A 14568-nucleotide genomic window follows, 5' to 3' on the forward strand; every position below is an offset into this window, starting at 1 on the left:
CCCGCGGCCGATAGGCGAAACCGCGGCGTGTGAGATCAGTCCTGCCGAGGCAGCAATCGTGCCTTGAGCGAGACCCGCGCGCGGCTGATCCGTGACTTCACGGTGCCGACCGGTACGCCGACCTGGTCGGCGATCTCGTCGTAACTGAGCTCGTAGATGTCGCGAAGCACGACCGAAGTGACAGTCTCGGGCAGATCGGTCTCCAGATGTTCCAGCGCGTCGAGCAGATCGAGCCGGGTACCGGCCACGACGCTCGTCGTGCGGGGATCGGGGCGGTCGTACTGCGCCGGGCGGTCGTCGTCGTGCCAGGTCGCCGGGTTCTCGATCGCGCGACGCCTGAGCCGTCGATAGGTCTCGCGGGCGGCGTTCGACGCGACGACGTGGACCCAGGTGCTGAACCGGCTGCGGCCGGAGAAGGTGCCGATCTTGGTGGCGATCGCCAGCAGCGCGTCCTGACACGCGTCCTCGGCGTCAGCGCGATGCGGCAGTACCCGCTGGCAGATCCGCATCACCTGCGGCTGCACCTGCCGGATCAACTCGTCCAGCACGGTGGAGTCCTGGGCAGCGCGCCGAGCCAGGTCGTCGAGCGCGTCCGCATCGTTCGGCATGCCGTCGACGATAATGGTCGCCATGGTTCAGCCCTCTCATTTCGGTCGCTACGCCGTGATCCGGCGGTTGGGCCGTGGTGGTTTCGCCGCGGTCTGGCTGGTCCGGGACGAGGAGCTCGACGCTCAGGTCGCGGTCAAGGTGCTGGCCGAGCACTGGGTCGACGACCTCGACGTACGGCGTCGCTTCGTCGAGGAAGGGCGGTTCCTGCGGAAGGTGGAATCGCCGTACGTGGTGGGTGTTCACGACATCGGGACCACCGATGACGACCGGCCTTACCTGGTGCTCACCTACGCCGACCGCGGCACGCTGGCCGACCGGATCAAGGCCGGACCCCTGCCACTGGCCGACACCGTGAGCGTGATCGAGGACGTCAGCGCGGGATTGCAGGAGCTGCACGACCGCGGCGTACTGCATCGGGACGTGAAGCCGGAGAACGTGCTCTTCCGCAGTACGCCGACCGGTGAACGGGCGATGCTCGGTGATCTCGGTCTGGGTAAGTCGCTTGAGGCGGTTTCGCGAGTGACCATGCCAGGCGGTACGCCGGCCTATGTCGCCCCCGAGCAGGTGCGCGGCGACGTACTCGACCCACGAGCCGATCTGTACGCGCTGGCCGCGGTCACCTACGCCGCGCTGGCCGGGAAGCCGCCGTACGGGGCGACGACTCTTGCTGCGGTCCTGGCTGTCGACGGGCCGCCCGAGCCGCTGGTGGACGTCCCTGCTGCGGTGAACGAGGTCATTCGGCGTGGGCTGAGCAAGGACCGCGATCAGCGGTGGTCCGACGTACAGGCCTTCGCTGAGGCGCTGCGGTCGGCTGCTGCTTCGGAGGCTGAGGCGCCGGCTCGTCGCTTCACGCTCAACCCGTGGGTGGCGGCTACGGTCGCGGCCGCGCTGTTGGGTGGTGCCGGTGGCTACCTGGGTTGGCAGTACGGCGTACAGCGTCAGTGGGTGCAAGTGGTGGATCAACAACAGGGCCTCTCGGTGAAGCTTCCGCGGGACTGGTCGGCCAGTCGGACCGGAGGCGGTTGGCGGCCCGCTGGCGCGACCAGTGATCTGCCGGCGCTGCTGGTGAGTTCGGACAACACTGCCTGGAGTGACGCCGCTCAGAAGATCCCGGGCGTCTTCGTCGGGGTGCTGCCGGAGGGGGCGCGCCCCGCGGCCAGCACGCTCCCCGCACCGGCGGAATGTGCGACGCCTCCCGTGCGCGTCGAGGATGCCGACACCGCCACCGCTACGTACGCCGGCTGCCCGGCCGGGATGACGACGTACGAGCGGGTGCGGCAGGTCAGCGGCTCACTCGTGCGGATCCAGGTGCGAGCCGAGGACGCTGCCCAGGCTGAGCAGGTCCTCGACTCGGTGAACTACCTGCCGAGGAAGTAGGGCCGGGTGTCGTCGGTGCCCTGCTTGAGCGGAGTGGCCAGCTCGCAGGTGCCGTCCTTCGGCGCGCAGCGGGCGATCGCGGTCTTGCCGCCCTGCTCGGCCAGCACCAGGATGTGGTCGGCGTCCTCGATCACGGTGGAGATGATCGCGACCTTGGAACCGCCCGACCACTCACGGATCGGCTTGCCGGTCCGCACGTCGAGGCCGGCGAACAGGCCGTCGCCGTACCCGTCCCGGTACGCCGGTCCGCCGAGCGCGAAGCTGCTCCCGCCGAGGATGTCGTCCACGCCGTAGTCACACGTGCCCCAGCGCTTGGCCGCGGTCGCGAGGTCGACGAGCGTGGTGCAGCTGCCGTCGTTGGTGGTCGAGTCGATCGAGGCCGCGAGCTCAAGGTTCGAGGAGACCGCGGAGGGCGCCGAGACGCCGCTGATCGGCTTGGGCGCGCCGTCGCCGGCGATCCACTTGTACAGGGTCTGCTTGTCGTTCTTGTTCACTGCGCTGAAGTAGATCTCGCTGCCCTGGACGGCGTGCACGATCGGTCCGTGTTCGCCGGTGCGCGGGAGCGAGTACGTCTCGCCACTGGAGTTCTCACGCCAGACCAGCGTGAAGCGCGGCAGTTCGGTGCCATCCGCTGCGGTGGGCTGGACGGCGTACGCGCTGGTGGTGCGGTCGGTGCCGGAGCGGACTGACGCAACGTTCTTGACGGTCGCGCCGCGGGTGCCCTTGCTCCAGGTGGTGAGCGAGCCGATGCCGCTGTCGTTCGGGCTGTGCAGAACGAGCGCGTCGGCGGTGCTGGCTCGAGCGATGGTCCAGACCGGGCCGTCCGCGGCCGGCAGAGTGAACTTGGTCGAGCCGAAGTGCACGGTCCGGCCGTCGAGGTACGACGTCTTCGGGGCTGCACCTTGCTTGAGCTTGGTCAGGTCGAGGGTGAGCTTGACCGCGCTGGTGCTGGTGGGCGTGGTACCCGGAGGCTTGCTCGGTGTCGTGGACGGTTTCGACGCCGTGCTGGTGGCGCTGTTGATCGGCTTGATGTTGCCGTCGCCCGAGGCCGCTGCGAGCGTGGGCGTCTGCTGCGCGGCGACGATCGCTCCCGCCACGACAGCGGCGACCGAAACGCTCGCCACCAGGCCGGCCAGCTTGATACTCCGATTCATCATGTCCTCCGGAAATTCGTGCTCAGTGTGTCGTACTGGAGGGCTTAGATGGGCGGCCGACACGTTCGGTTCACGACGCCGGGAAGTTTCCGCTGCGAGACTGGACGAATGATGCGTAGATCACTCGCCCTGGTGCTCATCGCTGCTGGTCTCTCGGCTGGTCAGCCGACCGCGTCCGCGGTGCCGGACGGACCGCGGGACGTGATCGTCCAGCTGTTCGAATGGAACTGGAAGTCGGTCGGCCGCGAGTGCGGTGCCTTCCTCGGGCCGCACGGGTACGGCGCCGTACAGGTCTCGCCTCCGCAGGAACACGTCGTACTGCCGGGGCAGGGGTATCCGTGGTGGCAGGACTATCAGCCGGTCAGCTACAAGATCGACAACACCCGGCGGGGGACGCGTGCCGAGTTCGTGGCGATGGTGAACAGCTGTCATGCGGCCGGTGTGAAGGTGTACGTCGACGCGGTCATCAACCATATGACCGGTGGCTCGTCAGGTGGTGCGGGGAGCGCGGGGTCGTCGTACACGCATTACAACTACCCGGGGCTGTACCAGACGCAGGACTTCCACCACTGCGGTCGCAACGGGAACGACGACATCGTCAACTACGGCGACCGTTACGAGGTGCAGAACTGTGAGCTTGTCGATCTCGCGGACCTGGCCACCGACACGGACTACGTGCGCGGCCGGATCGCGGCGTACCTGAACGATCTGCAGTCGATCGGGGTCGACGGCTTCCGGCTGGACGCGTCGAAGCACATGCCGGCCGCGGATATCGCCGCGATCAAGGCGCGGCTGTCGCGACCGGCGTACCTGTATCAAGAGGTCATCTACGGTGCGGGGGAGCCGGTCACGCCGGACGAGTACGTCGGGAACGGTGACGTGCACGAGTTCCGGTACGGGCAGGATCTGGCCAAGATCTTCAACAACGAGCGGCTCGCGTATCTGAAGACCTTCGGGTCACCATTGCCGTCGGACAAGGCGGTGGTCTTCACCGACAACCACGACACCCAACGCGGCACCGGCGTCCTCACCTTCCGCGACAACGGCCGGTACGCGCTCGCGAATGCCTTCATGCTCGCTTGGACCTACGGGACGCCGACGGTCATGTCGAGCTACGAGTACACCTCGAACGACCAGGGTCCGCCGGCCGCCGCTGACGGGCGCACCACCGACACCACCTGCTTCACCAACCGCTGGCGCTGCGAGCACGAGTGGCGCGTCATCGCCAACATGGTTGCCTTCCGCAACGTTGCCCGCGGCACCGCCGTCACCGAATGGTGGGACAACGGCAACGATGCCATCGCCTTCGGCCGCGGTACCAAGGGTTACCTGATCCTGAACGACGGAGGCACCGCGCTGAGCGGCCGGAGCTTCCACACCAACTTGCCGGCCGGCGTCTACTGCGACGTCTTCCACGGCGACTACACCGCCGGTAGCTGCAGTGGTCCGACGTACACGGTCGACGCGAACGGCTGGTTCCGTGCCGACGTGGCGGCAGGCGATGGTCTGGCCTTGCACGCGGGTGCCAAAATCAGCTGAATACATGACGAACTCGTTAGTGGGTACTGTGCCGCGGTGAGGCGCGCAGGCGAGGTCATAGGTGGGCGTTACCGGATTGTCGCGGCGATCGGCCGCGGCGGGATGGGTGACGTCTACCGTGCTATGGACGTCGTGCTGCAGCGTGAGGTGGCGCTGAAGCTGGTGCGCCCGGTGCCGATGACACTGATGGCGGTTGAGCGCTTCCGGCGCGAGGCGCGAGCGATCGCGCAGATCCGCGACCCACATGTGGTCGCGGCGTACGACTTCGGGGACGACGGTGAGTCGTCGTACCTGGCCATGGAGCTCAGCTGCGGTTGCTCAGTGGGGGAGGAGCTTCGCGAGAGCGGTCCCTTCGAACCGGCCCGGGCCCTGTACGTCGTACGGCAGGCTGCGTCCGGCCTGGCCGCGGCGCATCGCGAGGGTGTCGTCCACCGCGACATCAAGCCCGACAACCTCCTCCTGGCCGACAACGGCTCGGTCAAGGTCGCCGACTTCGGTATCGCTCGCTTCCTCACCGACGCGACCACCACCATGACGTCAGCCGGCCAGATCGTCGGCACCAGCCACTACCTCTCACCCGAAGCAGCCCTCGGCCGCCCAGTAGGCCCGCCTTCCGACATCTACGCTCTCGGCTGCGTCCTGTACCAGTTGGTCACCGGCCGCCCACCCTTCATGGCCGACGAACCCGCCGCCGTGATGTACCAACACGTAGAGCGCGACCCGGTACCACCCAGCGAACTCCGCCCCGAGCTGGCCGGCCCCGTCGAAGCCCTGATCCTCTGGATGCTCGCCAAGGACCCCGCCGACCGCCCAACCGCCGTACAGGTCGCTTCCGGAGCCCAGCCCACCAGCAACCACACGACAACAGTCCTCCCCGTGCGCAAGCGCACCCGCAAGGTGCTGCTCCCAGCAGCCCTCGCGGTACTAGCCGCCTCAGTCGGCATCGGCTTCGCCCTGCACGCTCAAGACGTAGAGGCCCCCGCCACCAACAACCTCGTCCCCTCCCAAGCCCCGTCCACCCCCGCACCCACCCACCCCAGAACGACGCAGCCCCCGACCGCGATCGTCGCGCGGACGACCGTCCCGACCAAGACCAGCGTCAAGCCGACCGCGACCAAGTCCACGAAGCAGTCGGCGCCCAGCAGCCACAAGGCGAAGAAGCCGAAGAAGCCCAAGGAGCCGAAGAAGGCCAAGCCGTCGACGCGGCGTTGACTACCAACGTTGTAGATGTCTTAATTCAAGGGCTGAACTCAGGTCACCCGCCCCGGCGCAAGCCGATGACCGTGTGAGGTTCTCATGAGACTTCTGCCTGCCCGGACGCCGTGGCTACTCGCCCTCGGCGCCTGCTTGTCGCTAGTGGCCGGTACGGCGCTCGCCGCGCCGGCTCGTGGTGCCCCAGCGACCGCGGACACCGCGAATGCCGTGGTGACCGACGGCAATGCGCGCTTCCAGGTCCTCACGCCGACACTGATCCGGCTGGAGTACGCCGGCGACAGGTCGTTCCAGGATGCGACCACGTTCAATGCCGTCAACCGCGCCTTCCCGGAGACGCCGTTCACGACTACGGTCACGGCGGACGGGTTCCGGGAGATCCGCACCGCCGCTCTGACCCTGCGCTACCGGCAGGGGAGCGGCCCGTTCACCCGGGCGAACCTCACGGTCACCGGCGCCGGAATCACGGCCGCCCCGGCCTTCCCGTCGTACTGCGTCGTCTCGACCGCCTGCGAGGCGGAGAACTCCCTCCTGGTGGGGAAGGCCTCCACGGCCTACGACCACACCGGGAGTACCGGTTCAGGGTTCGTGGCCGGGTTCGAGAAGGTCGGCTCGGGCATCACCACGAGCGTTTCCGGCGTACCGGCGGCTGGTTCTTATCGCCTCGCCATCCGGTATGCCAACGCGACCGGTGGGGACGGGCAGAACACCACGCGCACGGTGAGCACCCGGATCAACGGGACAGCGGGGCCGCGACTGACGCTGGCTCCGACGGGTTCGTGGGACACCTGGGCGACGGTTGGCGCCACGGCCAACCTGACGGCCGGCACCAACAAGGTCGAGATCCTCTACCGCGACGGCGACAGCGGCAGAATCAATGTGGACAGCCTGGCGGTGACGCCGACCTCCACGACGAGTTACCCCGCTCCCGAGACCGGGCTGATGTCGACCGGCTACGGTGCCGGGCCGGCCAGCACCTTGGGCGGCTGGAGCCGCTCACTCGACAATCCCGCCCAAGTACCCGCCTATCAGCATCCGGGGGTGCTCAACCGCGATGGCTGGTACCTGCTCGACGACACGCGGAGCGCCCTGCTGAGCGCGGACCACAAGGTCGGCGCGCGGCCCGATCACGGCACGAATCCTTACCAGGACGGCTATTTCTTCGGGTACGGCCGCGACTACAAGCGGGCGCTCGGTGATCTCAACGCGTTGACCGGCGGGACCAACCTGCTGCCCCAATCGGCGTACGGCGTCTGGTACTCGCGCTATCACGCGTACACCACGGCCGACTACCAGAACACGCTGCTGCCCAAGTTCCGCTCGACGTTCGTCCCGCTGGACTGGCTGGTCGTCGACACCGACTACAAGTCACCGAACACCTGGAACGGCTGGAACTGGAACCCGGCCCTCTTCCCGAATCCCCAGGCGTTCATGGACTGGACCCGGCAGCAGGGGCTTTCGGTGTCCTTGAACGTCCACCCCACCATCGCCGAGGGCGATCCGAAGTACGCCGAGACCAACGCCACGGCCGGCGGTCTCGAGGCGGACACGAGCGCTTGGACCCAAGTCGGCCCGCACCTGTTCGACTGGTCGAAGCCGGCCCAGCTGACGGCGTACCTCAACCTGCACAAGCCTTTCGAGCAGCAGGGAGTGCGCGCCTGGTGGCTGGACTATTGCAGCTTCTGCGGCGCGTCGACCGCGTCCGACCCACAAGTTGCCCCTGACAACTTGATCAACCAGGCGTACGCCGACAACGCGGCCGGCCGAGGGCTGCGTGGCTTCTCCTTCGCCCGGATCGGGGGCGCCGAGTACGGCGGTATCACGAGCTCGTACCCGATCGGGCCGTGGTCCGAGCGGCGCAACACACTCCAGTTCACCGGGGACACCCCGGGGACGTGGGACTTCCTGCGGTACGCCGTGCGGTACACCGCGGACGAGAGCGCCGCCGGTCTGTCGAACGTGAGCCACGACATCGGCAGCTTCCACGGTGACCACCTGCCCGACGACCAGTACGCCCGGTGGGTCCAGTTCGGCACGTTCCAGCCGATCGACCGGCTGCACTCCGACCACGCGGACCGGCTGCCCTGGGAGTACGGCGCCGAGGCAGGTGACAGCGCGGCCAGGTTCCTGCGGTTGCGGGAAGCGCTGGTTCCCTACACCTACACGATGGCCAAGCAGGCGAACACGACCGGCGTACCGATCGTTCGGCCGATGTATCTGGAGTACCCGGCCACCGACGCGGCGTACAACGTTCCTGGGCAATACCTGTACGGCGACAACCTGCTGGTCGCTCCGATCACGACACCGAACTCCGGTGGCGTCGGTTCCGCCTCGGTCTGGGTGCCGCCGGGCAGTTGGACCGACTACTTCACCGGGCAGACCTACACCGGTCCGGCCACCGTCACGATCAGCGCTCCGCTCTCGCGGATGCCGGTGCTGATGAAGGCCGGCGGCATCGTCGCCACCAGGACCGACTACGTCGACAACCAGGTCGAGCGCGTGCTGACCAGGCTCACCGCCAACGTCGCCGCCGGAGCGAACGGCGCCTTCACGCTCTACCAGGACGCCGGTGAAGGGACCGGCTCGTCCGCAACGACTCCACTGTCGTGGAACGACGGAGCCCGGACGCTCACCGTCGGCGCAACGGCCGGCAGTTACCCGGGCGCCGTAACAGCCCGTGCCTATACGCTCCGCCTGTCGAACAGTTCCGCGCCGACCGCCGTACAGGTCGATGGGCGGCAGGTACCGGAGACCGCGTGGTCGTACAACCGGGACAACCGCACCGTCACCGTCACCACCGACAGCCTGCCTGTTGCCTCCGCGCACACGATCACCCTGACCGGCAGCGCGAACGCCAACCCGACGACCGGAGTGACAGTCGGGCCCGGCGGGCTCTGCCTCGACGTACGCGATGGCGTCGCCGCCGAAGGGCAGCCGGTGCAGCTCTACACCTGCAACTTCTCCGCGGCACAACAGGTCGCCTACCAGAGTGACAACACCGTCAGGGTCCTCGGCCGATGCCTCACACCCAGCGGCAGCGGCAACGGTTCCACGATCGCCACCGCCACCTGCACCGGCGCTTCCGCACAGACCTGGACGCGGCACATCAATGGAACCCTGGTCAACGGTTCGGGTCGCTGTTTGGACGTGCCGTCCGGCAACACCACACCTGGCGCCGTTCAGTTGCAGTTGTCCGACTGCGGTACGGCGGCCGCCCAGGTGTGGCGGCTGCCCCCGGGCCCGATGACCGTGTCCGGCGGACTCTGTGCCGATGTGGCCGGCGCTGATCCCGCCTCCGCAACCGCGGTCCAGTTGTTCGCCTGCAACGCCAGCGACGCTCAACGCTGGTACACCCCCGGCGACCAGACCGTGCGGGTCTTCGGCAAGTGCCTGGACGTCTCCCGCGCCGGCACCGGCAACGGGACACCGGTCCAGCTCTACGACTGCAACGGCACTCCTGCCCAAAGCTGGATCAGCCGGGCCGACGGCAGTCTCCTGAACCCCAACTCAGGTCGCTGTCTGGACGACCGCGACGGCCTCCTACGCTCCGGCGACCGCCTCCAGCTCTACGACTGCAACGGCACTCCCGCCCAACACTTCCGCCTCGGCTGACCGCAGGCTATTCGCGCCAGCCGGTGAGGTCGACAGCCTTCGCGGTCTCGACGCGGAAGCCCAAGCGGATGGTGGTTTGGGCGCCGGGCTCGAGGTCCAGCTGCCAGGTAAGGATGCCTAGGTCGGTGGTTTCGGTGGGGTCGGGGGTCGCGGTGACGGGTTTGACGGTGATGTCGTGGTCGCGAGGGACGGGGAGCTGGTCGAGGACGGTGATGTGGGCGGGGCGGGGGGTGTGGTTCTCGATCTTGGTTTCGTACTCGACTTCGCGGCGGCGGGTGGAGCCGAGGGTTGCTTTGGTGGCGGTGCGGCGGGTTAGTTCGCGTTCCACGCGGATGCGGTCGTCGAGGCCGAGGGCGAGTTCTACTTCTTCGCCAGGAGCCCAGAGGGGGAGGGCAGCGGAGCCTACAAAGTCCGCGTCGTGGAAGACGGCTGCTTTGCCGGCGGGGAGGGTGTGGGTGCCGGAGTTCACGACGGTGGCGCGGAGGTGGACGTCGGTGGAGCGGACCGGAGCGGTGATGTAGTCGAGCTTGGTCTCGAGCTCGATGGCGGCGATGGTCGCGCGGTGGGCGGCGCCGTCGGCGGGTACGGCGACTGGGCGGGGCGGCGTGTAGGTCGCGGCGGTGAGGCCTTGCTCGACCGTTGCGGCGACCTCCCGGAAGGAGGCGCCGGGCGCCGGCATGCCACCGTAGGCGGCGTCGGCGCGTCCACCTGCCATCGCGAAGGCGGCCGGAGCGGCTGGAGCGGCGGGGACGGGCGGGTGGTAGCGGTCGAGGTACCACGGGTCGAGCTCGGGCACCTTAGCGTTGACGGCGGGGCGGGCGGTCGAGAGCGTGAGCTCGCACTCGGGCCAGTCCTCGCCGGTGTGCTGCGTGATCACGCCGAACCAGTTGAGCGTCAGCCGGTCTTCCGCGACGCGGACGTCGTACGTGCTCGACCAGCCGGCACCGGGGACGACGTACGAGAGCTCGATCTCCACCTCGGCCTCGCCGTCGACAGCGAGGTCGACACCCACTGACCGGCGATCCGGCACCCGCTGCTGGGAGACCTCGGCAAGCCGCCGCTCAACTGCCGCAAGTCGCTCCGAGGCATCCTCCTGCTGAGCTGCGAGCTCACGTCGCTTCGCCCGTACGGCGGTCAGCCGCACCGCCAGCGAATCCGTGAACTCGCCCAAGTCGGCGCTCTCCGAACCGGACGCCAGTGAACGGGCGAACGTCCCACCGGCCCGCTGTCCCAACCGGCTGAGGAACGCATCGAGCTGCGCCTGGACCTCATCGGCATCAGCCAGCTCCGCGACCTCGTTCTCGGCCGCGCGGCGCTCGCGTTCCAGCTCAGCCACTGCCGCGTCCGGTGCCTGCGCGTGATGCCGCATCGCGACATCGACGCCCAGCACCGTGGCCGGTCCACGACCGGACACCCGGACGGAGTCCTCCTGCAACCCCAGCGGCAGCGAGTCGACGTACACGGTCTGATCGCCCGCAGGCAGCGTGAGCCGACCGCGGCGGGTGACCCGCGCGCGGTCGGGGTAGACGGCGACGGCGACGATCGGAGCATCTAGGACCTGCACAGGGAGTTCGGTCATGCCCCGACAGTAGTCCGGGCCGGATCCACGCGGACCCGGCCCGGACGCACTAGTTGACGGTGATCTTGTCGACCTCGATGGTGAGGCCCTTGACGAGTGGCGTGGAGGTCCCGGTCGTCACAGAGCCGGTTCCCTTCTGCACACCCTTGACGTTCATCGAGTACGTCATCGAACCGCCCGGGGCTCCTGGCGTACTGGCGACGCGGTAGTCCTCGACCGGCGGACCGGTGATCTGGCTACCGGCCGTACCCTCCGCGTTCTCCGCGCCCACAGTCAGCCCGTACGACGGACCTGGGTCGCCCGGCAGATTCGCCGGATCGTAGGCGTAGGTGATGTCCTCGGTACCGTCGACGCCGATCCATTGCTGGAACACCTTCTGGCTGGTCGTGCCGAACAGGTTCACCCGCCACTCGAGGACGAGCCACGTGCTCACCCCGTCGGTCAGGCTCCCCGCGTAGATACCGGGAGCTCCGTTGCCGTCCAGGTCGGTCCAGTACGGCGCGAGCACGTTGTTCGGCCGGGCCGGGTCGGGCAGGGTCTGCGGCGCGAACTGGACGTCGTCGTTGCTCGACGTTCCACCGGCGACCGAGTACCCGTTGGAGACCACGCCGATCCGGTTGTAGGTCTGCCCGGCGAACACGTACGGCGCAACGTTGAAGTTCAGCGCCTGCTCGTCGCCGATCGGGATCGGTGTGATGCCGAAGAGGTCCAGCGGAAGGTAACCCGCCAGTGACCCCGGCCCGATCACCGGCTTGTCGGGCTGGCGCGCGGCCAGCGTCGCTGTCTTGGTGGCGATCTGGGTACCGACCTGGGTCGCACCCGTCACGCTGTTGAGCCGCAGCTGCGAGCTCAGCGTGCTGAGCGCGGTCACGTCCGTGGCCTGCAGGCTGTTGTTCTGCACGGTCACGGTGCAGGTCGACTGACCGGTGTTCCGGGCGATCGTGCTCGGCGTACAGGTCTGGTCGATCGGCACGATGCCTTCCTGGCGGAAGAACGCGACCGGCAGGTGCAGGGCGCGGTTGCCGCCGACCTGCTTCAGGTTGACCTGACCGAAGTACTGGCCGTCGGGCAGGTCGGGCGCGGTGATCGCGATGGTCAGCTTCTGCGTCTTGCCGGCCTTCAGCGAGAAGACCGGGGGCAGCACGGTGATGTTCGCCCCGTTGACCGTCGTACCGGTGGCGGTGAAGGTCAGCGTCTGGTTGGTGACGTTCTTGACCGTCCGCGTGGCCGTGATCAGGCCCGGCATGGTGGTCGCGTTCACCGACGGCAGGTTGAGATCGATCCGGTTCAGCGAATCCGTTGCCGCGGCGGCGTAGTTCGCCGCGGTCTCGTCCATCGTCAGACCGGGATCGCCGGCCTTGGTCAGGTCGATGCGGCCGCCACCGTAGTCGAACGGGTCGGCCTGGGTGGTCCGGTCGGGCTTCTTGACCGTCGTCTTGCCGGTGGTCTCCAGCGCGGACTTGACCTGGCCGGGTGTCCACGACGGGTGCAGCGCGAACAGGAGTGCGGCCGCGCCGGCTACGTGTGGCGACGACATCGACGTACCGGCGATTGCTTGGTAGAGGTTCCCGGGCGGTCCTTCGGCCGGGGACTCAGGTGTCGGCGTCTGACCGGCGAGGATGTGCAGGCCGGGTGCGGTGACGTCGGGTTTGAGGAAGTCACCACCGGGACCGCGCGACGAGAACGACGTCATCACGTCGCCCTGCCAGGTGGTCTTCGTGCCCTGGGTGAACTTCGCCGTGGTCCCCGGGTGCGCCGCGAGGAACGCAAGCAGCGCGTCCGCGTCGGGCTTCTCGAGCTGCGCGGCCGGCAGCCAGTGGTTGTCGGTGAAGGTGTCCGACGGGAACGTCGAGTTGTACATCAGCATGCCGACCGCGCCGCCCTGCTTGATGTTGAAGCCCTTCATCACGCGGCCCGGTGTGAACTGACAGGCCACGATCTTCCCGGCGAAGACGCCCGCAGGCGCCGGGGTGTTACACGTCGCGTCGCTGTAACCAGGCGAAGACCCAGCCAGTACGACGGAAGTCGGCGTACTGATTCCCGGCGTGATCGAGATGCCGGAGATCGTGGCGGTCGCACCACCACCGGCCAAGGTGATCGTCGAGCGGAAGGTCCGGCTCTGGGTGGAGGCCGCGACCGTGGTGACCCACGGACTGCGGTGGTCGGTGGTGTTCGCGCCCGGACCGGAGTTACCGGCCGAGGCGGCGACGAACACGCCCGCGGCGTACGCGTCGAGGAACGCGAGTTCGACCGGGTCGCTGTACGGATCGCTGCCGCCGGAGATCGAGAAGTTGATCACCCGGACGCCGTCCAGGATGGCGCGCGCGACCGCCGCCGCCGAGTCGGACGGGAAGCAGCCGGTCGCGCCACAGACCTTGTAGACCGAGATCGCCGCGGCCGGAGCGATACCGCGGATCGCGCCGCGGTCGATGCCCAGCGGGTTGGCGTGGGCGACCGGTCCGCCGGCCGACGTCGTCGAGGTGTGCGTGCCGTGACCGTTGGAGTCGCGGGCCGAGTTGGGGTAGACGTCGCCGCCGACGACCGCGTTGTAGGTGTCGAGGAACGGCCGGCCGCCGATCAGCTTCCGGTTGCACACGAACGGATCGCTCGCCGGGGTCAGCGGGTTGTCGCCGAAGTTGCACACGCGCGGCGTCCCGTCGGCGGTCGCCGGAGGCGCGGGCAGGGTGCCGGGATCGGCGTACGACGGATGCTCCGGCCAGGAGCCGCTGTCGAGGATGCCGACGATCACGCCCTTGCCCGACGACGCCGAACCGCCGAGCTGGTTGTAGATCGTCGGAGCGCCGATGAACTCGCCGCTCGAGTCCGTCAGCAGCTGCTGGGGATTGTCCTGCTGGACCGCGGCCACGCCGGGAAGCTTCAGCAGATCACGGGCCTGGTTCGCCGGCACGCTGAGCGCGAGACCGCCGTACACGGTGCGCAGTTTCTGCCCGGCCCGAGCGCTCGGAACCTTGCTCTGCAAGGCGTTCAGGAAGTTGTTCTCGATCGTGGTGACGTGCTGGAGGTACTTGGTGGCGTTCGCGCCCCTGGGGTCCAGGCGTTTGCCGGTGACCGCCGGGCTGGTGCCGGGCAGGCCCTTCAGGCCACCGCGGTACGCGGCCAGTGAGTCGTAGTCGAGTTTGACGACCACGCGAACCTGCTTGGCCGACGTGCTGTTGATCAGCGCGGGATCGCTCTTGGCGAGCTGACCGCTCGGCGACTTGGCCCCGTTGACCGTGCTGGCGACCTGCAGCGGCGTCGCGGTCCAGGTCCGGCCGCCAGGTGGTGGGTCGGCCGCTACGGCTCCGGATGGCGTCAAGGTGGCGGCGAACAACAGACCGGCGGACAACCCGGCCGTGACGGTGCGTCTTCTGTGAACTGGTGACCTCATGCGGTGGCCTCCCGTGAAGGCAGATGACGCCGACACCGCGGGCAAGCGCTGCGAACCCCCCAGGTCGCCGTGCCCCCGAGTCCCCCTCGGTACGGCGT

The 14568-nt window shown here is 68.4% G+C and carries 8 protein-coding genes; 4 read left to right on the plus strand and 4 right to left on the minus strand.

From position 1 onward, the window contains the following. Positions 1–35: 35 nt before the first annotated feature. Positions 36–632 carry an RNA polymerase sigma factor gene (locus ACIA49_RS39965; protein WP_396383572.1) on the minus strand — a complete coding sequence of 199 codons (597 nt, stop codon included), beginning with the start codon at positions 630–632 and terminating at the stop codon, positions 36–38. Between ACIA49_RS39965 and ACIA49_RS39970 the strand changes: the two genes are divergently transcribed. After that, positions 631–1986 carry a serine/threonine-protein kinase gene (locus ACIA49_RS39970; RefSeq protein WP_396383573.1) on the plus strand — a complete coding sequence of 452 codons (1356 nt, stop codon included), beginning with the start codon at positions 631–633 and terminating at the stop codon, positions 1984–1986. The two genes, ACIA49_RS39965 and ACIA49_RS39970, sit on opposite strands and share 2 nt — an antisense overlap. On the opposite strand, the gene ACIA49_RS39975 is transcribed toward ACIA49_RS39970, so the two are convergent. Next, positions 1968–3140 (minus strand): hypothetical protein, encoded by a 1173-nt coding sequence (locus tag ACIA49_RS39975; RefSeq protein WP_396383574.1) that lies wholly within the window; start codon positions 3138–3140, stop codon positions 1968–1970. The two genes, ACIA49_RS39970 and ACIA49_RS39975, sit on opposite strands and share 19 nt — an antisense overlap. Positions 3141–3248: 108 nt before the next feature. On the opposite strand from ACIA49_RS39975, the gene ACIA49_RS39980 reads away from it, so the two are divergent. The 3 genes from ACIA49_RS39980 (at position 3249) to ACIA49_RS39990 (ending at position 9503) form a co-directional block, all read left to right on the plus strand. Next, positions 3249–4679: an alpha-amylase family protein gene (locus ACIA49_RS39980; RefSeq protein WP_396383575.1), complete on the plus strand. Its 1431-nt coding sequence runs from the start codon at positions 3249–3251 to the stop codon at positions 4677–4679. A gap of 36 nt (positions 4680–4715) precedes the next feature. After that, positions 4716–5891, plus strand: a complete 1176-nt coding sequence (locus ACIA49_RS39985; protein ID WP_396383576.1) for a protein kinase — start codon at positions 4716–4718, stop codon at positions 5889–5891. Positions 5892–5975: 84 nt separating this feature from the next. After that, positions 5976–9503, plus strand: coding sequence for a TIM-barrel domain-containing protein (locus tag ACIA49_RS39990; protein ID WP_396383577.1), 3528 nt, complete (start codon positions 5976–5978; stop codon positions 9501–9503). Between the two features lie 7 nt (positions 9504–9510). On the opposite strand, the gene ACIA49_RS39995 is transcribed toward ACIA49_RS39990, so the two are convergent. Continuing rightward, positions 9511–11082, minus strand: a complete 1572-nt coding sequence (locus tag ACIA49_RS39995) for a mucoidy inhibitor MuiA family protein (protein ID WP_396383578.1) — start codon at positions 11080–11082, stop codon at positions 9511–9513. A 49-nt stretch (positions 11083–11131) separates the two neighbouring features. Next, positions 11132–14470 (minus strand): S8 family serine peptidase, encoded by a 3339-nt coding sequence (locus ACIA49_RS40000; protein WP_396383579.1) that lies wholly within the window; start codon positions 14468–14470, stop codon positions 11132–11134. Positions 14471–14568: the final 98 nt, after the last annotated feature.

The sequence above is a fragment of the Kribbella sp. NPDC051587 genome (genome assembly GCF_044453945.1).
Classification (GTDB): domain Bacteria; phylum Actinomycetota; class Actinomycetes; order Propionibacteriales; family Kribbellaceae; genus Kribbella.

What these genes read in the sequence shown, in the direction of transcription:
- ACIA49_RS39970 (WP_396383573.1), top strand. Translation starts at nt 631, where the DNA reads ATGGTTCAGCCCTCTCATTTCGGTCGCTACGCCGTGATCCGGCGGTTG.
- ACIA49_RS39965 (WP_396383572.1), bottom strand. Translation starts at nt 632, where the DNA reads ATGGCGACCATTATCGTCGACGGCATGCCGAACGATGCGGACGCGCTC.
- ACIA49_RS39975 (WP_396383574.1), bottom strand. Translation starts at nt 3,140, where the DNA reads ATGAATCGGAGTATCAAGCTGGCCGGCCTGGTGGCGAGCGTTTCGGTC.
- ACIA49_RS39980 (WP_396383575.1), top strand. Translation starts at nt 3,249, where the DNA reads ATGATGCGTAGATCACTCGCCCTGGTGCTCATCGCTGCTGGTCTCTCG.
- ACIA49_RS39990 (WP_396383577.1), top strand. Translation starts at nt 5,976, where the DNA reads ATGAGACTTCTGCCTGCCCGGACGCCGTGGCTACTCGCCCTCGGCGCC.
- ACIA49_RS39995 (WP_396383578.1), bottom strand. Translation starts at nt 11,082, where the DNA reads ATGACCGAACTCCCTGTGCAGGTCCTAGATGCTCCGATCGTCGCCGTC.
- ACIA49_RS40000 (WP_396383579.1), bottom strand. Translation starts at nt 14,470, where the DNA reads ATGAGGTCACCAGTTCACAGAAGACGCACCGTCACGGCCGGGTTGTCC.